This is a genomic window from Bradyrhizobium sp. Ec3.3 (assembly GCF_000472925.1).
Taxonomy (GTDB): domain Bacteria; phylum Pseudomonadota; class Alphaproteobacteria; order Rhizobiales; family Xanthobacteraceae; genus Bradyrhizobium.
Map to the genome: position 1 here is coordinate 36,968 of NZ_AXAS01000003.1, position 24,281 is coordinate 61,248.

Genomic DNA, 24,281 nt, shown 5'->3' on the forward strand with positions numbered 1-24,281 from the left:
CATCCGCGCGCCGGTTTTTAAACGGCGCCAAATCGGAAGACGTGTCATGAGACGTGCCGACCGGCTGTTTCAGATCATCCAGGTGCTACGGCGCAGCCGCAAACCGCTGACGGCGGACGCGATCGCGGCCGAGCTCGAGACCTCCAAGCGCACCGTCTATCGGGACATCGCAACGCTGATCGGCCAGCGCGTGCCGATCCGCGGCGAGGCAGGCATGGGCTACATCCTGGAAAAGGGTTTTGATCTGCCGCCCTTGATGCTGACACCCGACGAGATCGAGGCCGCGGTGCTGGGCGCGCAATGGGTTGCCGGCCACGCCGACACGGCGCTGGCGCGCGCCGCCGAGGATCTGATGGCGAAGATCGCCGACACAGTGCCCGAGCGCCTGCGTCCCTTCGTGCTGGAGCCGGCAAGCCGCGCGCGACCGAGCTGGAATCGTGAACCCGACCGCATGGACATGGTGCGCACGCGCACGCAAATCCATGAGGGCAAGAAGATCACGTTGCGCTATCGCGACGAGCAAGGCCGCGACAGCCAGCGCACGATCTGGCCGATTGCGGTCGGCTATCTCGAAGCAGTGCGGCTGCTTGCAGCCTGGTGCGAGCTGCGCAACGATTTCCGCAGCTTCCGCACCGACCGTGTGGTGGATGCGACCTATCTCGACGAGAGATATCCGGAGCGGCGCGACGTGTTGCGCGCCAAGTGGCGGCAGAGCCTGGTCTGGGGTCCGCCAAAGGACAATTGAGCGACATGGACCAGAATTCCGCGACCGACCCGTCGCAGCTCTGCCAGGCTTGCGGCGCCTGCTGCGCCTATTCGGCGAACTGGCCGCGCTTCTCGATCGAGAGCGAGGAGGAGCTCGCAGCTATCCCGCAAGCGTTCGTCAACGAGAGGCAATCGGGCATGCGCTGCGACGGCGATCGCTGTTCGGCGCTGAAAGGGAAGATCGGGGATGCGACTGGCTGCGGCATCTATGCCGTGCGGCCGGAGGTGTGCCGTACTTGCATGCCTGGCGATGCCGAATGCGCGATGGCGCGGCGGAAGTTCGGACTGCCGGTGATCGAGATCGGCGCTTAAAGCATGACCCGGAAAAGTGTGAAACGGTTTTCCCTCGCGACAAACGCGGGAGGCGTTTGCGCGGAGATCATGCGCAGACTAAAGAACTAAAGCGCGATCTATCGCGCTTTAGGCTGGAACGGCTTCAGCGAGATCGTCGTCGAACTCGTCCTCGAGCGGCGCAAGCACCGAGAGCGGTTTGGTCGACAGCGTGATCGGCTTGCGGCTGCCCGACAGCGCCGGCGATGCCTTGGCCGTGCTTTCACGCGACAGCGTGTAAAGCGTGGAGCCGACGCGCCCCCCGCTCTCGATCAGTTCGCGCTCCGTGCAGCTCGCCGCGATCGCGACCGCCAGCGAATGCAGATGGCTGCGGCGGTAGCAGAACAAGGCCAGCCTGGCGCGAGCCTCGGGGGCAACACTCTCGACCAGCCTCGGCAGGCCGCTCTCGCTGGCGCGATACATCTCGCCAAGGAGCTCGTCGCGGACCGGGCAGAAATCGCTTTCGTAGGCGTCTCGGCTTGAAAACATTGCGGTTCTCCCTCGTATGCGGAAGATGCCGCGCGACTCTCTAACGAAAGGTTAACCACACGGGCCGGTATGTCCCGGGGTCATGCGCCCGATTTACGAATCAGAACGCAGCCGAAGCCGGCGGGGTCAGTTCGCCGCCATGAAGATCGACAGGCCGAACCCGGTGAGGTGGTGCAGTGCCTGGTCCACGCCGATCAGGGTCCAGAACCAGGGATGCTCCTGGTTGACTCCGAAATTCGCGGAGACCAGCCCCTTGGCCCGATCAACGGTGATGTGGATCGCAAAATCGATCAGGGCGACGAACCAGAATCTTGGAGCGACCAACAGGATCAGCGGCAGCGCAACCGCAAGGTGAACGAGGCAGTGCACCAGGAGCGGCAGGGCCCAGCCATGCTTCTGGTCCTTGCCGTGCGCCATCCAGGCGGTCTGCAGGACGAAGTCGGCGATGATGTGCTTGAAGGTGAGCAGCAGCATCCAGCCAATGAGCGCTTCGACCGGAACCGCCGATGACATGGGTGGAAACGACAAAGCTGGACGCCCTCATTGAACGTGGAAGAAAAAATGGAGCGTTCAGTGCGACTTCTTCTTGGGTCCGGCCAAATCGCCGAGATCGCGCTTTTATGACATCTCTCGCGGCGGAATGCACCCCGGAAGGAACCGGAATATCGCAAGGTGTGGCCGAACGACGATAGGGACGGACCGCCGCCACGCCCCTCGCGGTAACGTTACCTGCGGCTCGAAATTTGCATTCTGCCGCCAGGGAGCTATCATCCCGAGGTAGAAGATTATCGTACTTTTTCAGGCGTTTACGAATTTTCGGACGGCCTTTGCCGGCAAGCCGGCCCGCCGCCTGGCAACGGAATAAGGCCAGCCATGAGTGCTGAAGGCCAGATGTCATCGACCGAGCAGACCCCACAGTCGCGCCCGAAGGTCATCAAGACCAATCAGCAGCAGGTCGTGCTCTATGTCGTGCTGACCTTGATCCTGTCGCTTGCCACCGTTTGGGGCGGCCGGGCCATGCTTCGCAGTTCGGAGACCCTGATCTTTGCCGTCGGCGATGCCAATAGCGACGAGGCGCGTTTCGCCAATAAGCTCGCCGCCGTGCTCAAGAACAATGCGTCGCGGTTCCGGATCAAGATCGTCAGCAATCCTGACAACGCCAAGGCGATTGCCCAATTCGACCGCAAGCAGGCCGATCTCGCCATCCTGCGCACCGACGGCAAGGTGCCGCCGCGGGCGCGCGCGCTCGCCATCCTCGAGCACGATCTCGTGCTGCTGCTCGGCCCCGGCAACAAGAAGGTCAAGTCGCTCGCGGAACTGAAAAAGAAGAAGATCGCGGTGCTCGCCGAGAACGATTCTTCGCTCGCCTTCGTCCGCAGCATCCTCGACGTCCCCGACACGCCGGACGCTGCGGCACGCGTGCAGATGGCCCCGCAGGGCGTAACGCTGGACAAGCTGCTCGCACCCGCAAGCGGCTATAGCGCGGTGATTGCCATCGTCCACGCCTCGAAGGCGGTGCGCGACAAGGCCTATGAGCAGGTCGCCAGGCGCGGCGGATTCACACTGAACGCCATCGACGAGGCCAAGGCGCTGGCGCGCAAGATTCCCGGCATTTCCGAGGAAACCCTGACGGCGGGAACGCTGTCGGCCTCGCCGGAGATTCCCGACGACGATCTCGACACGATCGGGCTCGAATGGCTGCTGGTCGCGCAGTCGAAGATGTCGCTGTCCACCGCGGGCGATCTCGCGCGCATCGTCTACGAGAACAAGTCCGAGCTCGGCCTCGAAAGCGGGTTCGCGACCCGGATCGAGCCGGCCTCCGTCGACAAGGACGCCTTCGTCATGGCGCACCAGGGCGCGGCAGACTACATCAACGACGACACCAAGTCGTTCATGGATAAATACAGCGACATGATGTATCTGGGCGCCGGCGCGCTCAGCGTCATCGGCTCGATCTTCGCGGCGATCTACGCCAAGGTCACCAGGATCGCACCGGAGAAGGCCAGCGAGCTCTCCACGGCCATCCTCGATGTCGGCGAGCGCATCGAGCATGCCCATTCGCTCGACGAGCTCGAGTGCCTGGCGGACGAGCTCGAAGCGATCCTGCGTAGAGCCGTGGTGGGACTGAGAGACGGCACCATCAGTACCGACGGGCTCGATACATTCAAGCTCGGCTATGAATTCGTCCGCGACGAGATCGGCATGCGGCGCGAGCATCTGAAGCGGCACGCAGGCGATGCAGAGAAGCCTGGCGACGCCACAGCGCGCGAGGCTCTCGCGCATGACGACACCAACGTGGTGGTGGTGAAGACCGCACAGAGCGCCTGAAGCCTGGCCTCGCATGCGGCGCGGGGAACCCGCGCGCGCGACGGCGCCCGCGGACCTGGAACTGACTTGATCTGCAACCGTTGATGCTCCGCGCAACCGGAGATCGGCCATGCGTTCACTGCTCATCATCATCCTGCTCGCGATGCTCGCCGGCGTCGGCTATTTCGCCTACTCTGCCCTGTCGGTCGACGGTGAGCCGATTCCGACCGAAGGCTACGTGGCGCTCGCGCTGGGCGCGGGCTTCTCGGTGATCGTCGGCGTCGGGCTCATGGCGCTGCTGTTCTTCTCGAGCCGCCGCGGCTACGACGAGCCGCCCCATTTCAAATAGCGGTCTCGGCCATTTCGTCCCCAGGATTGCGGCTTGCATGGCAGGCGCCGATAACGCTGTCAGCGTCCTGTCGTTGACGGCCTTCGCCTGCGAAGGCACTTTGGCGCGGCAGTCCCAACCGGGACAGGCAAACCAGCCAAGACCGGACCTCAATCCCGTATGTCCAAGCCGTTGACCCCCGCTCTGGCGAAATTCGTGGCCGCGACGGCCGGCCGGAACATGACCACGGCGGCCTATGTCGCGGTCACGGTCGGCGTCGTGACCACGATGCTGTTGACGGTCGACCCGGCCTATGAAGCCGCGCATCACTGGGCGAATGCGTTGCTCTGGGCGTGTCTGGCCTATTTCGTGTTCGAATGGCTGGTCCGGCTGCGCCACATGGCAAGACAGCAGCGGCTTGGGGTCTACCTGCTGTCCTCGAGCGGGCTGGTCGATGCGATCGGGGCGCTGGCGGTGCCGGTCGCGCTGGTGCTGGGCGTCGAACCCAAGACGGCCTGGCTCCTCAGCGTGCTCTGGGTGCTCAAGGTCGTGCCGGGCATCCCCGGCCTGCGCCAGCTTCGCCGCGTGCTGGTGCTGGAATCGGGGCCGCTGCTCAGCGTGCTCGTGATCTTCCTGATGGTGGTGTTTCTCGCCTCCGTTGCCGAGTATTTCCTGGAGCGCGACGTGCAGCCCCAGACCTTCGGCAGCGTGCCGTCGGCATTATGGTGGGCGGTGGTGACGCTGACGACGACCGGCTATGGCGACGTCGTGCCGGTGACGCCGCTCGGGCGGATGGTGGCCGCGCTGGTGATGATCTCCGGCCTTGGCGTGTTCGGCCTCTGGACCGGTATTCTGGCGACCGGCTTTGCCGCCGAGACGCGCCGCGACAACTTCCTCAAGACCTGGGAGACCGTCAGCAAGGTGCCGTTCTTTGCCGCTCTCGGACCTTCCGCGATCGCCGATGTCACCCATATGCTGCGCACCATGGACCTGCCGGCCCGCACCATGATCATCAGGAAGGGCGCGCAGGGCGACTGCATGTATTTCATCGCCTCCGGCGAGGTTGAGGTCGACCTGCCCGGCAAGAAGGTGGCGCTCGGCGAAGGTGCGTTCTTCGGCGAGATGGCGCTGCTCGGCAACAATGTGCGCGGCGCCAACGTCACGACCGTCACGGTCTCGCGGCTGCTCGTGCTCGACCTCGTCGATTTCCGCGTGCTGATGGCACGGCATCCCGATCTCGCCGAGACCATCGATGCCGAAGCCAAACGCCGCGCGCTCGAAAACAAGTAAGTGGAGACAGCAATGTCGGATGCGGCCGAGACCGCCAGCACGCCCCTGCTCGACATCGACGGCGCGCGCGCCACCATCCGCCTCAACCGGCCGAGGCATCTCAACCGGTTGCAGGCCGAAGATCTCGGCGAGCTCTTAAAACTGTTCGACCGGATCGAGGCCGATGCCGCCATCCGCGTGCTGGTGCTGACCGGCACCGGGCGCGCCTTCTCCGCCGGCTACGATCTCAATTCGGTAGCCGAGCGTGCGGTGAGCGCCAGGGAGCGGCAGAGCGCGGGTTCGGCGTTCGAGGTCGTGGTCAACCGGCTGGAGGATCTCGGCGTGCCCACGATCTGCCGCCTCAACGGCGGCGTCTATGGCGGCTCGACCGACCTTGCGCTCGCCTGCGATTTCCGCATCGGCGCCGACACTGCCGAGATGTTCATGCCGGCTGCACGGTTGGGACTTCACTACTACACCAGCGGTATCAAGCGTTATGTGACGCGGCTCGGCGTCGATAACGCCAAAATGCTGTTCCTGACCGCGCAAAGGATCAGCGCGCCGGAAATGCTGCGCATCGGCTATCTCACCGCCATGGTGGCGCCAGAGCTTCTCGACGAGGAAGTCGACAAGCTCGCCAATATCCTCGCCGGCAACGCGCCGATCGCGATGCGCGGCATGAAGCGCGCCATCAACGAATTCGCCCGTGGCGCGCTCGACGAGGACGCCGCCGACCGCCGCCATCGCGAAAGCATGCGCAGCGACGAGATCAAGGAAGGCATCAAGGCGTTTGCGGAGAAGAGGTCGCCGCGGTTCTGACTTCGGCAAAATCGGCAACCGCGATCTCGCGCCACAACACCTTCCTGTGGTTATCGCGACGAGCGCAGCGCGCTCGCGCGGAGGTCCCGGGCTCGCGCTTGGCGCGCCCGGGACGACGAGTGGAGATTGAGCTCAACTGCCCTCCCACACGTCATTGCGAGCGCAGCTAAGCAATCCAGACTGTCGCCGCGGAAAGATTCTGGATTGCTTCGCTGCGCTCGCAATGACGGAAGAGAGATGGTGACGCCACCCTCATACAGTTGACCGCTGCTCGCCGCCGGAACGGCGCGCGGCGCCGCATCGCGACGCGCAAAACCCAGAGGCCGGCCCGCCTCCCGCTCTCCACGAAACAATCCTGAAACACGATTCTTCTCGGCGCATGTGAACGCGTTTCGGAGTCACACCGACCGAGATGCAGGGACACAACGGCTTCGTGCCTCACTGGAGAGAAGAGAATGTTTCGTAAGCTTGCCCTTGGTCTCGTCGCCGCCGGTTCGCTCGGCGTTGCTGCCCTTGCGCCCAGCGCCGCGTCGGCCCACGGCTTCCATCATCATTGGGGTCCCGGCTGGGGCTGGGGTTATGGCGGCATCTATGTCAACACCGGCGCGAGCGGCTGCTACCAGCAACGCGTGGTGCCCACCCGGCACGGCCCGCGCGTGCGCGTCGTGAACGTCTGCGCGTACGGGATCTACTGAGCTACAAGGTCTAATAGCGAAGCCCCGATCTTGGCGATCGGGGCTTTCGTCGTCCGCAGCTCACTCGTCGACGAACGTCACGGTATCAGCTACGCCCGCCCGCGAGGTACGGTAGCTGTTGACCTTGTGATCATGGTCGGCATAGCCGAACGAGATGCCGCACACGACGCGGCGGTCGTCGGCCAAATTGAAATGCCGGCGGATCAGGCCGGAATGACGCGCCAGCGCGGCCTGCGGAATCGTGCCGAGCCCGAGCGCCTGCGCGGCCAGCATGAAATTGCTGACATAGGCGCCGCAATCGATCGCACCATAAATGCCGAGCGGCTCGTTGGTGTGGATGATCGCGACATGCGGCGCACCAAAGAAGTTGTAGTTCTCCAGCGCCTGTTTCGCGTAGGCGGCCTTGTCGCCGCGGGCGATGCCCAGCGTGTTGTAGAGCTGAAAGCCGCTCTCGCGGCGGCGCTCGAGATACGCGCCGACATATTCGCGCGGCGGGGTGAAATCGTAGTCATCGCCGAGGCCGCCTGAGGCCTCCTGATAGATCGCCTTGCGAAACCGCTCCTTGGCCTCACCGCTCGCGATGACGACCTGCCAGGGCTGGCTGTTGCACCAGGATGCGGTGCGCTGGGCCGTCGTCAGAACATGCGCGATAGTCGCGCGATCGACCTCCTTCGGCAGGAAGGCGCGCACCGAATAGCGCTCGTTGAGGAGCTCTTCGAGCACGCCGATGCGGTCTTTTTGGTTCACGCTTGCGTCCATGGATCAACTCGCTTTCGTGCCCCGGACGCAGCGCAGCGCGAAGTGGTGCGCTGCAGAGCCGGGGCCCATTGTGCTGGGTCCCGGCTCTGCGAAGCAGCACTGCGTGCTGCATCGCGTCCGGGACACGAGAGATTTCACCGCCCCTTGGTCGGGATCTTGTTATATGGCACGTCCTTGTCGACACGAATGTCACCGGGCAGGCCCAGCACGCGCTCGGCGATGATGTTGCGCAAGATCTCGTCGGTGCCACCCGCAATACGCATCGAGGGCGATGACAGCAGCATCTGCTGGAACTGGCCGTGGACGGTTTCCTCGTCCGCGCCTGTGAGAACGCCAGCCGCGCCTTGCAGGTCCATCGCATAGGTCGCGATGTCCTGGAGCATCATGCCCGAGACCAGCTTGCCGATGGAGTTTTCCGGGCCCGGACGCTCGCCCTTCGACAGCGCCGAGATCGCGCGGTAGCTGGTATATTTCAGCCCGCTCGATTTCACCGCCCAGCTCGCAAGTTTCGACCGCACGGCGGGATCGTCGATCGCAAGGCCATCCTCCAGCATCAGGTTCGAGCAGAACTCGAACATTTCCGGCACGCCGGTCGCAAGCCGCGAGCCGATCGACATGCGCTCGTTCATCAGCGTGGTCAGCGACGCGTTCCAGCCGTCGCCGACGGCGCCCAGGCGCTGGCTGTCCGGGATTACCACGTCGGTGAAATAGACCTCGTTGAACTCCTGCATGCCGTTGGCCTGCCTGATCGGCCGCACCTCCACGCCCGGGCTCTTCATGCTGAGGAAGAACATGGTGAGGCCCTTGTGCTTGGCCACGTTGGGATCGGTCCGCGCAATCAGGAGCCCATAGTCCGAATAATGCGCGCCCGACGTCCAGATCTTCTGGCCATTGACGACCCAGTTGTCGCCCTTCTTCTCGGCGCGGGTGCGCAAGCCCGCAACGTCGGAGCCGGCCGACGGCTCGGAGAAAAGCTGGCACCAGATTTCCTCGCCCGAGGCGAGCTTCGGCAGGTAACGGCGCTTCGCCTCCTCGCTGCCCCAGGCCATCACGGTCGGGCCGCACATGCCTTCGCCGATCTGGAACGGCTGCGTCAGCTTGCCGTAGACGCCCTCTTCCTGCTGCCAGATCACACGCTCGATCGGCGTTGCGCCACGACCGCCATATTCCTTCGGCCAGTGCAGGCAGGCCCAACCCGCCTCCGATTTCTTCTTCTGCCAGGCCTTGCCGACCTCGACCATGTCGTGTTTCGCAAGCCGGATGCGACCGAGCGAGGACTTTGACAGCTCCTCCTCGAACTCCTTCGGCGCGTTGGCGGCGACCCAGGTACGGGCCGTAGCTCGAAACTCGGCTTCCTGCGGCGTGTCGTCGAAATTCATGGCGCTTCCCTTTTTCTTGTCATTCCGGGGCGCGCGAAGCGCGAACCCGGAATCTCGATCCACAACCTCTGGATTCCGGGCTCGATGCTTCGCATCGCCCCGGAATGACGGCTAAGTTCTCCCCTTCGTCGGGATCTTGTTGAATGGCACGTCCTTGTCGACGCGGATGTCGCCGGGCAGGCCCAGCACGCGCTCCGCGATGATGTTGCGCATGATCTCGTCCGTGCCGCCCTCGACGCGGGTGCCAGGCGCGCGCAGCAGCATGGCCTGGAAGCGGCCTGCGACTTCGGCATCCTCGGGGCCGCTGACGACGCCGGCCGCGCCCTGCAGGTCGAGCGCGTACATCGCGACCTCCTGGATCATGGAGCCTGCGACCAGCTTGCCGATGGAGTTTTCCGGCCCCGGACGCTCGCCGCGCGACAGCGCGGAGATCGCGCGCATGCTGGTGTACTTCAGGCCGCTCGCCCTCACCGCGTAATTTGCAAGCTTTGAGCGCACGCTACGGTCTTCGATCGCCGGACCCTCGTCGAGCATCAAGCTCGCGCAATAGTCGAACAGCTCCGGGAAACCGGTGGCAACGCCGGCACCGATCGACATCCGCTCGTTCATCAGCGTGGTCAGCGAGACGTTCCAGCCGTCATTGACCTCGCCGAGACGCTGGTGATCGGGAATGCGGACATTGGTGAAATAGACTTCGTTGAAGTCGGAATTGCCGTTGGCCTGCCTGATCGGCCGCACCTCGACACCCGGACTCTTCATGTCCAGGAAGAACATGGTGAGCCCCTTGTGCTTGGGCACGTTGGGATCGGTACGGGTGAGCAGGATGCCGTAGTCGGAATAATGCGCGCCCGAGGTCCAGATCTTCTGGCCGTTGATCACCCAGTCGTCGCCGTCCTTCTCGGCGCGGGTGCGCAGGCCTGCGACGTCCGAGCCGCCGGCCGGCTCGGAGAAGAGCTGGCACCAGATCTTCTCGCCGGAGGCAAGTGGCGGCAAAAATTTGCGCTTATGCTCCTCGCGCGCGAACGCCATCATGGTCGGCCCGCACATGCCGTGGCCGATGATGAACATCGCCGAGAGCTTGCCGAATACGCCCTCTTCCTGCTGCCAGATCACGCGTTCGATCGGGGAAGCGCCACGGCCGCCGTAGTCCTTCGGCCAGTGCAGACAGGCCCAGCCCGCATCCGCTTTCTTCTTCTGCCAGGCTTTTGCGACGTCCAGGATGTCAGCGTTCCTGAGCTGCGTGCGGCCGAGCGAGGATTTGCGTAGCTCGTCCTCATACTGCTTCGGCGCATTCGCGGCGATCCATGCGCGCGCCGTGGCGCGGAACGCGGCTTCCTGCGGGGTGTCGTCGAAGTTCATCTTCTTGTCTCTCGGTTCGTTCCCCGGACGCAGCGCAGCACGAAGTGGTGCGCTGCTGATCCGGGGTCCATTGCGGCCACCTGGGTCCCGGCTCTGCGAAGCGGCACTACGTGCCGCATCGCGTCCGGGACACGAACGGCACGTTACGCCGCGTTCTTCTTGCGCATGCGGTCGATCAGCTGATCTTCCCAATACGATAGGCTGCCGAGCCCCAGCGCGAGCGCGTTGGCGCGGCGGTAGTACATGTGACAGTCGAACTCCCAGGTGAAACCCATGCCGCCGTGAACCTGGATGTTGTTCTTGGCGCAATGCTGGAACGCCTGCGTCGCGCTGATGCGCGCGGCGGCAGCGGCCTCCGGCAGCTCGGATGCATTGGTCGAAAGCGCCCAGGCGCCGTAGTAGCTGTTGGAGCGCGCCAGCGTTGCCGCGACATACATGTCCGCCAACATGTGCTTGATCGCCTGGAACGAGCCGATCGGACGGCCGAAGGCGATGCGGTCGAGCGCGTAGTCGCGCCCCATCTCCAGCGCGCGATCGGCGCCGCCGACCTGCTCGAAGGCCGTAAGCACCGCGGCGCGATCGAGCACCTGGGTCAGGATGCTCCAGCCTTCACCCGCGGCCCCCAGCGGCTCGGCCTTGCAGTTCTTGAAAGTGAGCTCGGCCTGCACGCGCGTCGGATCGAGATTGGTGAGGCTCCTCGCCTCGACGCCGCCAGCCTTGAGATCGACGAGGAACAGCGAGATATCGTTATCGCGACCGCTGGATCCGGTGCGCGCAGCAAGGATCGCGAAATCGGCAATCGCGCCATCCGGCACCGGCTTCTTCACACCGTTGAGCAAACCGTTGGAAGCGGCAAGCTTGATGTTCTTCGGCGACGGATTACCCGTGCCCTCGAAAAGCGCCAGCGTACCGATGGCCTCACCGGAGGCGATCGCTGGCAACCATTTTGTCTTCTGCGCGTCGCTCCCGGCGATCAGCAACGTTTCGGCCGCGAGATAGACCGTGGAGGAGAACGGCACTGGCGCGTTCGCCCGGCCCATCTCCTCGGCGATCACGCAGAGTTCGAGATGGCCGGCGCCCGCGCCGCCGAACTCCTCGGGAATGGCGACACCGAGGAAGCCCATCTCGGCGAGGCCCTTCCACAGCTCCTTGTCATAGGGCACCTTGCCATCGAGCACGACGCGCACCGCCTTGGGCGAGCATTTTTCACTGAGGAATTTGCGCGCCTGGTCGCGGAGCTGCTTTTGGTCATCAGAGAAATCGAAGTTCATGGCGGCTTACCTTTTTTATTTTGTCATTAGTTTGTGCCGTCATTCCGGGATGGCCCGAAGGGCCAGGCCCGGAATCCATACCCCCGACTGGTGGTTATGGATTCCGGGCTCGCGACTTCGTCGCGCCCCGGAATGACGAGTGGTGAGAGTGTTGATTTCATCGCAGCACGATCACGTCGTCATCAGGGTTCTCGGCATAAAGCCGCTCCACCAGCGCGGCGCGGCGCTCGAGGCCAGCGCGCTGGTTGATGTAGCCTTTGTCTGTCAGCTCATTGCCATCGATCGATGGCGGTTCGATCATCAGCATGGCGCGGGCAATGATGCGGCTGCTCGCGCCCTCGCATTCCCTGTTGTGTGTCTCCAGCCCACGCCTGAAGCAGGCGATCACCTCGGGGTGCTTCACTGCGTCCTCAAAACTCAGCTCCGAATTGCCGACGAGCTGGCGGCATGCATGCAGGTTCGGCCAAGCAAGCAAACCAATGCAGGCGCGATCCTGTCCGGCGACCAGCGCGTCATGCAAGACCGGCGTCGCGGCCGCGATCGCGTCGGTGCGGAGCGAGCCGACATGCACGAAGGTGCCAGTCGTGAGCTTGAAATCCTCGACGACGCGCCCCGCGAAGATGATGCCCTGTACCGGATCGGCATCGTCGACGAAGATGCCGGCATCGCCGATGCAGTAAAAACCCTCCTCGTCGAACATCTTCCTGGTCAGCTCAGCCTGACCGAAATAACCGGGCGTGACGTTGACGCCGCGCAGACGCAGCTCGTACTTCGAGCCGCATGGCACCATCTTCAATTCGACGCCAGGGAACGGCAGGCCGATCAGGCCGACGCGCTCGGTGTCCCAATAGGTGCCGGTCGAGGTCGGCGCGGTCTCGGTCGAGCCCCAGCCGGTGTAGAACACGATGCGTTCGCCGGTGGTTTTCACCGCGAGGGCCTGCATGCGGTCGTAGAGGTCGTCCGGTAGGCGCGCCCCGCCATAGGCCATGATGGAGAGGTTCTTGAAGAAGGAGCGGCAGAGCGCATCGTCCTTCTCCATCGCGGCAGCGAGCGCGGCGTAACCTGCCGGCACGTTGGCGTAGTAGGTCGGCGAGATCTCGTGCAAATTGCGCAGCGTCTCCTCGAACTGGCCCGGCATCGGCCGTCCGTCGTCGATATAGAGCGTGCCGCCATCGACCAGGATCGGATGAAACGCGGCATTGCCGCCCATGGTGTGATTCCAGGGCATCCAGTCGAGCATGGTCGAGATCGGACCATTCGGGTCGCGCGGCCGCACCTGCATCATCATCGCCGCGTTGGCACACATCATCGCCTGCGTGTTGATGACGGCCTTGGGCATGCCGGTCGAACCCGACGTAAACAGGAGCTTGCCGACCGTCTGCGGTGTGATCTGCGCGATCGAGGCATCGACGTCAGCCGTTACCGGCGGTGTCGCAAACTCAGCGAAACTGACGCTGTTGATGCCTTCACAGGGTCGCACGACGTGAACGACGGTAACGCCGTTGAGGTCGAGCGCTTTCAGCGCCTTCTCGAAAGTCGGACCGTCCTGCACCATCACGACGGCCGGCTTGATCAGGTCGAACAAATATTTCAGCTTGACGTGATCATGGCTCATCAACGAGTAAGCCGGCGACACCGGCGCGGCCGGCGAACGCGCCTGCATCGCAGCCTGCGTCATCAGCGCGTGCTCGATCGAATTGCCGGAGAGGATCGCAACGGGCCGGCCGTCGAGACCGAGATTGAGCAGCCCTTGCGTCAGCGCATCCACCGTTCGCTTGGCTTCACCGTAGGACACCTTGCGCCATGCGCGATCCGGGCCGCCGCGCTGCGCGAGCCAGATGCGCTCGGGCGCTTCCCTCGCCCATTTCGCCAGCGAGGCGGGAATGTGCGTCTCGTAAGGCTGCAGCGGAATGCGCGACTTCAGCACCACCGTGCCGTCGTCGCGCCGCTCGACGTCGATGTCGCGCGGCAGCCATTCGATCTTGCGAAAAGCGGGCTTCGTCATCACCGCTGCCGCATTCCCACTCATTTTGCGTCTCCCGGAATTATCGTCCTTTGCGGATCATTCTGGTTCAGCGCTTGATATAGACAGGCTTTCGCTCGTCGAGGAAGTGAACTTCCTGCATCCGCGGCATGAGGTGCCGATTGCTGCGCCCTCTCCCCTTGTGGGAGAGGGCATGGATCGCTGTGAGCCAAGAGTTCGCTTGGGTGAGGGGTTTGTCTCCACGGATAGAGACCCCTCATCCGGCGCCATAGCCGATGCGAAGCATCGGCGTCCTTTTAAGAACGGCGGCCAAAGGCCGCCTATGCCACCTTCTCCCGCAAGGGGAGAAGGAAGAAACGCATCACTTACCGCGGCGCCATGCGGATGGCGCCGTCGAGGCGGATGGTCTCGCCGTTGAGCATGGCGTTCTCGACGATGTGCACGGCGAGCGCGCCGTACTCGGCTGCATCGCCGAGGCGCGAGGGATGCGGCACCTGCGAGCCAAGGCTCTTCAGTGCCTCTTCGCTCAGGCCCATCAGCAGCGGCGTGAAGAACAGGCCGGGCGCGATGGTATTGACGCGGATCTTCTGGCTCGCCAGATCGCGCGCTGCGGGCAGCGTGAGACCGACGACGCCGCCTTTCGAGGCCGAGTAGGCGATCTGGCCGATCTGGCCTTCATAGGCCGCAGCGGACGCGGTGTTGATGATGACGCCACGCTCCTCGCCGATCGGCTCTGCCGTGACTAGGCGCTCGGCGAACAGGCGCAGGCAGTTGAAGGTGCCGATCAGGTTGACGTTGATGATGCGCGCGAACTTCGCCAGCGGATAGACGCCGTCCCTGCCGACGATGCGCTGCGAGCCGCCGATGCCGGCGCAGTTCATCAGCACACGCGCGATGCCATGCGCGCTTTCCGCCTTCGCGATCGCGGCCTTGATGCCGTCCTCGTCGGTGACGTCGGCGTGCAGCGCGACGCCCTTTACTTCCGCCGCGACCTTCTCGGCGTTCTCCTTGCTCTGGTCGATCACGCCGATCCTGGCGCCCTTGGCGGCCATGGCGCGGGCGGTCGCGGCACCAAGGCCCGAACCACCACCGGTGATGAGAACGGCTACGTCTTTCAACTGCATCGCTAGTACCTCTCCTTGGGCGTTTCTTCTCTGGACTTGAACGTCTCTGGACTTGAACGTCTCTGGATTTGAACGTCTTGGGCCGGATTATCCGGCCGCGGCAGCTTCCTCGGCTTGCGTGAGGATGCCGCCGCAGATCAGCGTTTCCATGTGCTTGATGTATTGCCGGCAGACTTCGTCGGTGACCGGGCCGACGCCGGTCGCGCGAGACATCGCGTGCCGGCCGAAGAACAGGTGATCGCAGGCGCCGATCAGGCTGGTGTAGAACAGCACGGGATCGGTGATACGGAACTCGCCGCGGCTGATGCCCTCGGCGAGCAGGCGGCGATGGAAATCGAGCAGCGGCGCGACGAAGAACTTTGAGACCTCGTCGGCGGACTCCGCCGTGCTCTCATGCAGGAGATAGTGGATCAGCCGGTTCATGTAGGGGAACCGGTGATAGGCGCGGATGATCCCGCCGATATGCAGCCTCAGCTTCGCGGTCGGCGTGATCGGCTGCACAAGGAGATATTCGAGGTTGGATAGCTCGGTCGCGGCATCACGTGCGAGCAGCGCGAGCAAGAGGCCGTCCTTGTTGCCGAAATGATATTTGACCAGCGCGGCGTTGGCGCCGGACTTCTGCGCAATGTCGCTGAGCGAAATCTCGATCGACGAGCGTTCGATCATCAGCTCGCTCGCGGCCACCAGCAGTTTCTCTGCCGTGGAATTTTTGCCGCCCGGAAGCCTGTTCGGTACGCTGGTAGTCACGGAGATCCCTGTCCCGCCGTGTGAAGGGCCGCAGATAAGCGCATGCAGCGCCTCCCCACAAGAGTTAATTGATCGATTGACTAAATCATCATCGACCCCTTTAATCCGCCCCCGACAACCAACCGTTCAGAAGAATTCAGGGAGAAACCGATATGGCCGAGGCTTACATCGTCGCCGCCGCGCGAACCGCTGGCGGGCGCAAGGGGGGCCGCCTCGCCGGCTGGCATCCGGCCGATCTCGCCGCAAAGGTGCTGGACGAGCTGGTCGACCGCAGCAAGGTCGATCCGGCCCAGGTCGAGGACGTCATCATGGGCTGCGTGATGCAGGTCGGCGAGCAGTCCAACAACGTCGCACGCAACGCGATCATGGCCTCGAAACTGCCGGAGAGCGTGCCGGGCACCTCGATCGACCGGCAGTGCGGCTCCTCGCAGCAGGCGCTGCATTTCGCTGCGCAAGCCGTGATGTCCGGCGCGATGGACGTCGTGATCGCGGCCGGCGTGGAATCGATGACCCGCGTGCCGATGGGCCTGTCCTCGCAGCTCGCGGCGAAGAACGGCTTTGGCCACTATAAGAGCCCGGGCATCGAGCAGCGCTATCCGAACATCGTGTTCAGCCAGTTCACCGGCGCGGAGATGATGGCCGAGAAGTACGGCCTCTCCAAGGACGAACTCGACGAGTATTCCTACAACAGCCATCAGCGCGCGATTGCCGCGACGCAAGCAGGCCACTTCAAGGACGAGATCGTACCGCTCGAGATCACCCGCGCCGACGGCTCGAAGGACACCCATCACATCGACGAAGGCATCCGGTTCGACGCCAGCCTCGACGGCATCAAGAGCGTCAAGCTGATCGCCGAGAACGGCAAGCTGACGGCTGCGAGCGCCAGCCAGATCTGCGACGGCGCCTCCGGCGTGATGGTGGTGAACGAGCGCGGCCTCAAGTCGCTCGGCGTCAAGCCGCTCGCGCGCGTGCATCACATGACCATGACGGGCGGCGATCCCGTGATCATGCTGGATGCGCCGCTGCACGCCACCAAGCGCGCGCTGGAAAAGGCCGGCATGGCAATCGGCGACATCGACCTGTTCGAGGTCAACGAGGCCTTCGCCTCGGTTCCGACGGCGTGGCTGAAGGCCACCGGCGCCGATCCCGCCCGCCTCAACGTCAACGGCGGCGCGATCGCGCTCGGCCATCCCCTCGGCGGCTCCGGCACCAAGCTGATGACGACGTTGCTGCATGCGCTGAAGCAGCGTGGCAAGCGCTATGGCCTCCAGACCATGTGCGAAGGCGGTGGCATGGCGAATGTGACGATCGTTGAAAGACTGTAAGCTGCTGCCACAATCAGAAGTGTCGTCCGGACCAGCGAGCGTCAGCGAGTGCAGATCCGGGACCATAACCACAGGACGTGGTTTGGCGAAGAGTGGTAACCACTATCTCACGCTACAACCTCTCCCTTGAGTTATGGGTCCCCGCCTTCGCGGGGACGACATCTCGTTTGCCTTGGGATCTGCGTCAATGACCCACCCCTCCGTCTACGCCCGCACCACACCCGACAAGATCGCCTACCAGATGGCCGGAACCGGCAAGGCGATCACTTATCGCGAGCTCGACGAACTCTCGAACCAGGGTGCAAACCTGTTCCGCTCGCTCGGACTGAAGGCCGGCGATCACATCGCGCTGTTGATGGAGAACCGTCTTGCATTCATGGAGATCTGCTGGGCCGCGCAGCGCAGCGGGCTCTATTACACCGCGATCAGCCGCTACCTGAAGCAGGACGAGATCGACTACATCATCGGCGATTGCGGCGCCAAGATCGTCATCACCACGCCGACATGCGCCGACCAGATCAAGGGGTTGATCAAGGGCGCAACGGGCGAGCCCATCTTCTACATGATGGACGAGCCGCTGCCCGGCTTCCGCTCCTACGACAAGGAAGCCGCGGCGCAGCCGGTTACGCCGATCGCGGACGAGGTCGCCGGCTATGACATGCTGTATTCGTCGGGCACCACGGGCCGCCCCAAGGGCATCAAGAAGGCCTTCGAGGGCAAGCCCATCGACGAGCCGAACGCATTTCTGCGCGTGCTCTGCGCCGACATGTGCGGCATGAACGCCGGGACCATCTATCTGTCACCCGCCCCGCTCTATCACGCAGCTCCCTTGCGCTTCAACATGATGGCGATCGTGCTCGGCGGCACCTCGATCATCATGGAGCATTTCGACGCCGAGGAGTTCTTGAAGCTGGTCGAGAAGTACAAGGTGACGCAGTCGCAGCTCGTCCCGACCATGTTCGTGCGCATGCTGAAGCTGCCGGACGAGACCCGCGCGAAGTACAATGTCTCCACCCTCAAGGGCGCGATCCATGCTGCCGCGCCCTGCCCGGTCGACGTGAAAGCGAAAATGATCGAATGGTGGGGGCCGATCCTGATCGAGTATTATGCGGGCTCGGAAGGCAACGGCGTCACCGTCTGCAACTCCGCGCAATGGCTCGAACATCGCGGCAGCGTGGGCCGCGCGGTGGTCGGCAAGATCAAGATTTTGGACGAGAACGACGAGGAGCAACCGGTTGGCGAGATCGGCACGGTCTATTTCGCCGACGCGCCGGCCTTCACCTATCACAACGATCCCGACAAGACGAAAAAGGCCTATAACGCCAAGGGCTGGTCGACGCTCGGCGACGTCGGTTATCTCGACAAGGACGGCTTCCTCTATCTCACCGACCGCAAGTCCTACATGATCATCTCGGGCGGCGTGAACATCTACCCGCAGGAGACCGAGGACGTGCTGATCAGCCACCCCGAGGTTGCCGACGTCGCCGTGTTCGGCGTGCCGAACGAGGAGATGGGCGAGGAGGTGAAGGCGGTGGTGCAGCCGCACGACATGGGCCGCGCCGGCAAGGAACTCGAAGCCGACCTGATCGCCTACTGCAAAAGCCGCCTCTCCGCCCTCAAGTGCCCGCGCTCGATCGATTTCGAGGCCGAGCTGCCACGCACGCCCACCGGCAAGCTGGTCAAGCGCCATTTGCGCGACCGGTATTGGCCGAAGGCGGCGGTGAAGATCTAAGTGAGCCTCGTGTCCCGGACGCGCCGCACCGCGCAAGCGGTGCGGCGCAGAGCCGGGACCCATGGCGATTTTCTGTATAGTGTCGAAAAGCTGGGCCCCGGACGCAGCGCGTCATTGCATGCCGCGCTGCGTCCGGGGCACGAGAAAGCTCGCTGCGTCCGCGACACGACGAGGAAATGCCATGACCGATCTCCCCGACATCCCCCTGCCCTCCGGCATCCGCTCGCGTTACGTCGATGGTATCAACAGCCTGCGCATGCACGTGCTCGAAGCCGGCTTCGAGACGCGGGGGCGGCCCTGCGTGCTGCTGCTGCACGGCTTTCCGGAGCTCGCCTTCTCCTGGCGCAAGGTCATGCCGGCGCTCGCCGCTGCCGGCTATCACGTGATCGCCCCGGACCAGCGCGGCTATGGGCGCACCACCGGATGGCAGGCAGACTACGACGGCGATCTCACGCCCTTCCGGCTCTTCAACCTCGTGCGTGACGCACTCGGGCTGGTGTCGGCGCTCGGCTATCGGCGCGTCGACGTGATCGGACATGATTTCGGCAGCCCGGTTGCATCCTGGTGTGCGCTGCTGCGGCCCGACGTGTTCCGCTCGGTGGTGATGATGAGCGCGCCGTTCGGCGGACCGCCGTCCCTGCCGTTCAACACAGCCGACAAGCCGGCGGCGCCGCCAGCCGATGATCCCGTGCATCGCGAGCTCGCCGTGCTGCCGCGGCCGCGCAAGCATTACCAATGGTACTATTCGACGCGCGAAGCGAATGCCGACATGCATCGCGCGCCACAGGGCGTGCACGATTTCCTGCGCGCCTATTATCATCACAAGAGCGCGGACTGGAAAGACAACAAGCCCTATCCGCTGAAATCCTGGTCCGCCGGCGAGCTCGCAAAGCTGCCGACCTATTACGTGATGGATCTCGGCGAGACCATGCCGCAGACGGTCGCGAAGGAAATGCCCTCGCCTTCCGAGATCGCCGCCAACCAGTGGCTGCCGGATCAGGAGCTTGCCTACTATAGTGCCGAATATGGTCGCATTGGATTCCAGGGCGGGCTGCAATGGTACCGCTGCGGCACGTCGGGTGCTTTCAATAACGAATTGCAACTGTTCTCCGGCCGCACCATCGACGTGCCCTCCTGCTTCATCTCCGGCAAGCAGGATTGGGGCACGTATCAGCGTCCTGGCGTGTTCGAGGCGATGCAGGCCCGCGCCTGCACGAACATGCTCGGCTGCCATCTCGTCGATGGCGCCGGTCATTGGGTGCAGCAGGAGCAGCCCGCCGAGGTCAGCCGGCTGTTGATCGAGTTCCTCGCCCGGGCCCAAACGGCCAGCGGGACGGTTTGACCGCGGAAACTCGGAGCCCTATAACACTTTAGAACCATTCTAAAGTTGTTGGACCCGTCGTGAAGAATTTCGCCGATCTGACCGAACGCGAGGTGCTCGCGGTCGCCATCGCCTCCGAGGAGGAGGACAGCCGCATCTACATGGCTTTCGCCGAGGACCTGAAGGACCGCTATCCGGACTCGGCAAAACTGTTCGAGGAGATGGCCGAAGAGGAGCGCGGCCATCGCCATATGCTGCTGGAAATGTATGAGCAGCGCTTCGGACCGCATCTGCCGCCGATCCGCCGCGAGGACGTCAAGGGCTTCCTGCGCCGCCGCCCGATCTGGCTGACCAAGAACTTATCCCTCGGCACCATCCGCAAGGAGGTCGAGACGATGGAGCTGCAGGCCGAACGATTCTACATCAAGGCCGCCGAACAGGCCCAGGACGTCGGCGTGCGCCGGCTCCTGGGCGATCTCGCCGAAGCCGAGAAGGCCCACGAGAAGACCGCAACGCGGCTGACCGGCGAGATCCTCAGTCCCGACGTGCGCGCCGAAGAAGATCGCACCAGCCGCCGCATGTTCCTGCTGCAATATGTGCAGCCGGGCTTGGCCGGCTTGATGGACGGCTCGGTCTCGACGCTCGCGCCGCTGTTCGCCGCGGCCTTCGCGACACATCAGAACTGGCAGACGTTTCTGGTCGGCCTTGCAGCTTCGATCGGCGCCGGCATCAGCATGGGCTTTGCGGAAGCCTTGTCGGACGACGGCTCGCTCACCGGCCGCGGCTCACCCTGGCTGCGCGGCGTCACCTGCGGCCTGATGACGACGCTCGGCGGGCTAGGCCACACCATGCCCTATCTCCTCCCGGACTCCTGGCCCAACGCGTTCTGGATCGCCACCGTGATCGCCTGCGTCGTCGTGTTCTTCGAATTGTGGGCGATCGCATTCATCCGCGCGCGCTACATGGATACGCCGTTCCTCCAGGCGGTGTTCCAGATCGTGCTCGGCGGCGCCATCGTGCTCGGAGTCGGGATATTGATAGGCGCGGCGTAGGTCTTGCTGCGTTCCTGCGTCCCACCGCAATCACCGTCAAACGGCGGCTGCGGCGTTCGGCCAAGCTGCGCACCACTCTCCGCTGTCATGCCCCGGCTCGACCGGGGCATCCAGTATTCCAGAGGCCGCGAGGCCTACAACAACTGCCGCGGCGTACTGGATCGCCCGGTCAAGCCGGGCGATGACACCTGAATTGGGGCAGCAACGCTGAGTTCGCGTCGGCACTAGCTATCGAACATGATCACGCTGCGCAGCGTCTTGCCGACTTTCATGTTGGCGAAGCCTTCGTTGATTTCGGAGAGTTTCAGCTTGGCGGAGATCCAATCTTCCAGGTGCAGGCGGCCGCGCAGATAGAAATCGACCAAACGCGGCATGTCGACGCGAAAATGGTTCGAGCCCATCGAGGAGCCCTGGATCTTGCGCTCGCGCAGGAAGTCGAAGCCATGCAGCTCGATCTTCTGGCCGAACGGGATCATGCCGACGATCGTCGCGGTGCCGCCGGCGGCGAGCATGCCGAACGCCTGCTCGGCGGTCTCCTTGCGTCCGAGCACCTCGAAGGAATGATGCACTCCGCCATTGGTGAGGTCGCGCACCTGCTTCACAACGTCGCCCTCAGTGGGATTGATGATGTCGGTCGCCCCTAACTTGGTCGCGAGCTGGAGTTTTGCCGGGTTGGTATCGATGGCGATGATGCGGCCGGCACCCGCAATCTCGGCGCCGTTGATCGCGGCCATGCCGACGCCGCCGCAGCCGATCACCGCCACGGTCTCGCCCGCCTGGACTTTTGCGGTGTTCACGACCGCGCCGTAGCCGGTGATCACGCCGCAACCGATCAGCGCGGCAAGCTCGAGCGGCATGTCCTTGCGGATTTTGACGATAGCGTTCTCGTGCACCAGCATCTGCTCGGCGAAGGACGACAGGTTGAGGAACTGGTGCAGCTTCTCCGGCTTCGACCACTGCATCCGATCGGAGACGCCCGGCAGCATCTTGACCGTGGTGTCGGTGCAGAGCACGGTGCGTCCCGTCGTGCAATTGTCACAGGTGCCGCAGAACACGGAGAGACAGGTGACGACGTGATCGCCCGGCTTCACATAGGTGACATCGGAGCCCACCTGCTCGACGACACCAGCCGATTCATGGCCGAGCACCGCGGGCAGCGGATGCGGATAGAGCCCTTCCATGAAGTGCAGGTCGGAGTGGCAGAGGCCCGCGACCGCGGTGCGGATCAAAACCTCGCGCGGGCCCGGCTTCGACAGGCTGACATCCTCGATGACGAGCGGCTTGTTGACTTCATGGAGAACGGCAGCCTTCATCGGTCTTTCCTCGTTTTTTTGATTTCGTTGGGTGCAGGCCCCCACCTCTCCCATCGGGAGAGGTGAAGGACGAGCCTACGCCGCCAGAACCAGCTCGCCAACCTCGGGCATCGCAGCCGCACGCTCGCCCAGCAGCAGCGACACGATGGCTTGTTGCGTCGGATTTTCCGTGACCCGGAACGGATCGCTCGCCGAGACCCGATGATCGATCACGAGCCGCGACAACAGCAGCCGTCGGGCATCGCCGCGCATCTCGTGGATGCGATGTGATTCCCATGCGAGCGCGACCGCGCTTGCGACATGATAGAGCAGGCTGGTGGCGCGCCGCGCATCGGCTTCATTGTCGGCGCTATCAGCGACCTCGCGCGCGAAGCCGACGGCACGATCGGTAAGCCCGTGCAGGCGATCGCGCCAGGCCTGCGGCACGGATGCGCTGTCGTTCAGCCGGGCATGCAGATCGGCGGCGAGTGCGGCTTCTGCGCCATGACGGCCGATCGCTCGCGTCAAGGCGTCGATCGCCACGATGTTGCCGGTGCCTTCCCAGATCGAGCCGAGATGGGCATCGCGCAACAGGCGCGCGGTGGCGAACTCCTCGATATAGCCGATGCCGCCGCGCATCTCGAGCGCATCGCCGCAGACCTTTCGCGCATCGCGCGTGGCGCGGAACTTCAGCGTCGGGGTGAGGATGCGCAGCAGCGCTGCTGCATCCTGGCTGCCGGCCTCGGCGCGGTCGAGTGCGTCGGCGGTCAGAAAGCTCATCGACAACGCCTGCTCGACCGGCAGCAGGATCTTCATCATCTGCCGCCGTCCGAGCGGCAGGTCGATGATGCGCTTACCGAACACGACGCGATTGGTCGCCACAGTCATCGCATCGTGGTAGGCGCGGCGCATCAGCGCCGTCGACTTCACGCCGTTCGAGAGCCGCGAGGAGTTGACCATCTCAGCCATCTGCACGAAGCCGCGTTCGAGCTTGCCGACAGCATAGGCGATCGCGCCTTCGAGCTTGATCTCGCCCGAGGCCATCGAGCGGGTGCCGAGCTTGTCCTTCAGCCGCACGATCCGGTAGTGATTTTGCGAACCGTCATCGAGGAAGCGTGGCATCAGGAACAGGCCGACACCACGTGTGCCGGGACCGGCGCCTTCAGGACGCGCCAGCAGCATCACGACTTTAGCGTCGGCATTCGAGCAGAACCATTTTTCGCCGTGGAGCCGCCAATGATCGCCCTCCGACACGGCGCGCGTCGTCAACGTGCCGACATCGGAGCCGCCCTCCTTCTCCGTCATGAACTGGCCGCCTTGCGTCAATTTGGTCATGTCGGTCTGGGTCAGGCCGTCCAGATATTTCGCCTTCAGCGCCTCACTGCCGAAATTCGCCAGAAGCTTGGCGCAGCCGTCGGTGACGTTGATCGGGCAGCCCATGCCGAATTCGGTCTGGTTGAACAGGAAGGTGAAGGCGTGTTTTGCCACGACGGGATATTTGTCCGGCCAACCCATGATGCCCTTGCGGATCGACAGCGCGTGAATGCCGAACTCGCCGAACGCAGCTCTCTCGAGTTCGCGATAGGCCGGATGATATTCGATCCACTGCACGTCGCGCCCGAACTTGTCGCGCTGATGCAGCACCGGCGTATGCCGGTCGGCGAGCCGCGCACATTCGTCGAGAGTGCCGCCGGCGAGCTCGCCGAGACGATCGAGATGCGGCTCGATGTGACGGAACAACGGATCGGGCAAGTGGATGCGCAACAGGTCCGTCAACGCCCGATCGGCGCGATAGAAATTCATGCCTGTGGTGTCGGGCGCAAGCAGGCCCGGCTGCTCGGCCGCGACGCTTTCCTGCTGCGACGTACCCGGCTTGTGCATGGTCGACCTCTTTCGTTTCCGTCCCGCGGCATTTCCTGCCGCTTTGGTGCTTG

At 64.0% G+C, this 24,281-nt stretch carries 22 protein-coding genes; 11 read left to right on the forward strand and 11 right to left on the reverse strand.

Annotated elements, in window-relative coordinates; translation table 11 throughout:
- The first annotated feature begins 46 nt into the window (after positions 1 to 46).
- Together YUU_RS0104715 and YUU_RS0104720 are read left to right on the forward strand one after the other, a co-directional pair.
- Entirely contained in the window at positions 47 to 745 is a 699-nt protein-coding gene (locus YUU_RS0104715; protein ID WP_027521333.1) for a YafY family protein, read from the forward strand.
- A 5-nt stretch (positions 746 to 750) separates the two neighbouring features.
- Positions 751 to 1,077 (forward strand): YkgJ family cysteine cluster protein, encoded by a 327-nt coding sequence (locus tag YUU_RS0104720; RefSeq protein ID WP_027521334.1) that lies wholly within the window; start codon positions 751 to 753, stop codon positions 1,075 to 1,077.
- 108 nt (positions 1,078 to 1,185) lie between these two features.
- On the opposite strand, the gene YUU_RS0104725 is transcribed toward YUU_RS0104720, so the two are convergent.
- Positions 1,186 to 1,584 carry a hypothetical protein gene (locus YUU_RS0104725; protein ID WP_027521335.1) on the reverse strand — a complete coding sequence of 133 codons (399 nt, stop codon included), beginning with the start codon at positions 1,582 to 1,584 and terminating at the stop codon, positions 1,186 to 1,188.
- Positions 1,585 to 1,710: 126 nt separating this feature from the next.
- Positions 1,711 to 2,058, reverse strand: a complete 348-nt coding sequence (locus YUU_RS0104730) for a DUF3307 domain-containing protein (protein WP_051389621.1) — start codon at positions 2,056 to 2,058, stop codon at positions 1,711 to 1,713.
- A 399-nt stretch (positions 2,059 to 2,457) separates the two neighbouring features.
- Between YUU_RS0104730 and YUU_RS0104735 the strand changes: the two genes are divergently transcribed.
- The 5 genes from YUU_RS0104735 to YUU_RS0104755 all read left to right on the forward strand — a co-directional run bounded on the left by YUU_RS0104735 (position 2,458) and on the right by YUU_RS0104755 (position 7,002).
- Positions 2,458 to 3,912 (forward strand): TAXI family TRAP transporter solute-binding subunit, encoded by a 1,455-nt coding sequence (locus tag YUU_RS0104735; protein WP_027521337.1) that lies wholly within the window; start codon positions 2,458 to 2,460, stop codon positions 3,910 to 3,912.
- A 109-nt stretch (positions 3,913 to 4,021) separates the two neighbouring features.
- The gene (locus tag YUU_RS0104740; RefSeq protein WP_027521338.1) at positions 4,022 to 4,240 is read left to right on the forward strand and encodes a hypothetical protein; all 219 of its coding nucleotides are present in this window, start codon (positions 4,022 to 4,024) and stop codon (positions 4,238 to 4,240) included.
- A gap of 159 nt (positions 4,241 to 4,399) precedes the next feature.
- Entirely contained in the window at positions 4,400 to 5,509 is a 1,110-nt protein-coding gene (locus tag YUU_RS0104745; RefSeq protein WP_027521339.1) for a cyclic nucleotide-gated ion channel, read from the forward strand.
- A 12-nt stretch (positions 5,510 to 5,521) separates the two neighbouring features.
- Complete coding sequence (locus YUU_RS0104750) at positions 5,522 to 6,307, forward strand: enoyl-CoA hydratase/isomerase family protein (RefSeq protein WP_027521340.1); 786 nt, start codon at positions 5,522 to 5,524, stop codon at positions 6,305 to 6,307.
- 455 nt (positions 6,308 to 6,762) lie between these two features.
- On the forward strand, positions 6,763 to 7,002 hold the full coding sequence (locus YUU_RS0104755; RefSeq protein ID WP_027521341.1) for a hypothetical protein: 240 nt from the start codon (positions 6,763 to 6,765) through the stop codon (positions 7,000 to 7,002).
- 60 nt (positions 7,003 to 7,062) lie between these two features.
- Here the strand turns inward: YUU_RS0104755 and YUU_RS0104760 are convergent, their stop codons facing one another.
- The 7 genes from YUU_RS0104760 to YUU_RS0104790 form a co-directional block, all read right to left on the reverse strand.
- Positions 7,063 to 7,761 carry a nitroreductase gene (locus YUU_RS0104760; RefSeq protein ID WP_027521342.1) on the reverse strand — a complete coding sequence of 233 codons (699 nt, stop codon included), beginning with the start codon at positions 7,759 to 7,761 and terminating at the stop codon, positions 7,063 to 7,065.
- Positions 7,762 to 7,895: 134 nt separating this feature from the next.
- Positions 7,896 to 9,140: an acyl-CoA dehydrogenase gene (locus YUU_RS0104765; protein WP_027521343.1), complete on the reverse strand. Its 1,245-nt coding sequence runs from the start codon at positions 9,138 to 9,140 to the stop codon at positions 7,896 to 7,898.
- Between the two features lie 111 nt (positions 9,141 to 9,251).
- Positions 9,252 to 10,499 carry an acyl-CoA dehydrogenase gene (locus tag YUU_RS0104770; RefSeq protein ID WP_027521344.1) on the reverse strand — a complete coding sequence of 416 codons (1,248 nt, stop codon included), beginning with the start codon at positions 10,497 to 10,499 and terminating at the stop codon, positions 9,252 to 9,254.
- 143 nt (positions 10,500 to 10,642) lie between these two features.
- Entirely contained in the window at positions 10,643 to 11,770 is a 1,128-nt protein-coding gene (locus tag YUU_RS0104775; protein ID WP_027521345.1) for an acyl-CoA dehydrogenase family protein, read from the reverse strand.
- Positions 11,771 to 11,927: 157 nt separating this feature from the next.
- Entirely contained in the window at positions 11,928 to 13,799 is a 1,872-nt protein-coding gene (locus YUU_RS0104780; RefSeq protein ID WP_027521346.1) for an AMP-binding protein, read from the reverse strand.
- Between the two features lie 320 nt (positions 13,800 to 14,119).
- Positions 14,120 to 14,878 carry an SDR family NAD(P)-dependent oxidoreductase gene (locus YUU_RS0104785; protein ID WP_027521347.1) on the reverse strand — a complete coding sequence of 253 codons (759 nt, stop codon included), beginning with the start codon at positions 14,876 to 14,878 and terminating at the stop codon, positions 14,120 to 14,122.
- Between the two features lie 87 nt (positions 14,879 to 14,965).
- Complete coding sequence (locus YUU_RS0104790) at positions 14,966 to 15,625, reverse strand: TetR family transcriptional regulator (RefSeq protein WP_027521348.1); 660 nt, start codon at positions 15,623 to 15,625, stop codon at positions 14,966 to 14,968.
- Positions 15,626 to 15,777: 152 nt separating this feature from the next.
- Between YUU_RS0104790 and YUU_RS0104795 the strand changes: the two genes are divergently transcribed.
- The 4 genes from YUU_RS0104795 (at position 15,778) to mbfA (ending at position 21,055) form a co-directional block, all read left to right on the forward strand.
- Positions 15,778 to 16,950, forward strand: a complete 1,173-nt coding sequence (locus tag YUU_RS0104795; RefSeq protein WP_027521349.1) for an acetyl-CoA C-acetyltransferase — start codon at positions 15,778 to 15,780, stop codon at positions 16,948 to 16,950.
- A 187-nt stretch (positions 16,951 to 17,137) separates the two neighbouring features.
- Positions 17,138 to 18,682 (forward strand): acyl-CoA synthetase, encoded by a 1,545-nt coding sequence (locus YUU_RS0104800; RefSeq protein ID WP_027521350.1) that lies wholly within the window; start codon positions 17,138 to 17,140, stop codon positions 18,680 to 18,682.
- Positions 18,683 to 18,863: 181 nt separating this feature from the next.
- Entirely contained in the window at positions 18,864 to 20,024 is a 1,161-nt protein-coding gene (locus YUU_RS0104805) for an alpha/beta fold hydrolase (protein WP_027521351.1), read from the forward strand.
- Between the two features lie 59 nt (positions 20,025 to 20,083).
- A complete protein-coding gene (gene mbfA, locus YUU_RS0104810; protein WP_027521352.1) occupies positions 20,084 to 21,055 on the forward strand; it encodes an iron exporter MbfA in 972 nt (323 codons plus the stop codon).
- A 224-nt stretch (positions 21,056 to 21,279) separates the two neighbouring features.
- Here mbfA and YUU_RS0104815 read toward each other — a convergent pair whose 3' ends face one another.
- Both YUU_RS0104815 and YUU_RS0104820 read right to left on the reverse strand, forming a co-directional pair.
- Complete coding sequence (locus YUU_RS0104815) at positions 21,280 to 22,368, reverse strand: Zn-dependent alcohol dehydrogenase (protein ID WP_027521353.1); 1,089 nt, start codon at positions 22,366 to 22,368, stop codon at positions 21,280 to 21,282.
- Positions 22,369 to 22,443: 75 nt separating this feature from the next.
- Positions 22,444 to 24,228, reverse strand: coding sequence for an acyl-CoA dehydrogenase family protein (locus YUU_RS0104820; RefSeq protein WP_027521354.1), 1,785 nt, complete (start codon positions 24,226 to 24,228; stop codon positions 22,444 to 22,446).
- Between the last annotated feature and the right edge of the window lie 53 nt (positions 24,229 to 24,281).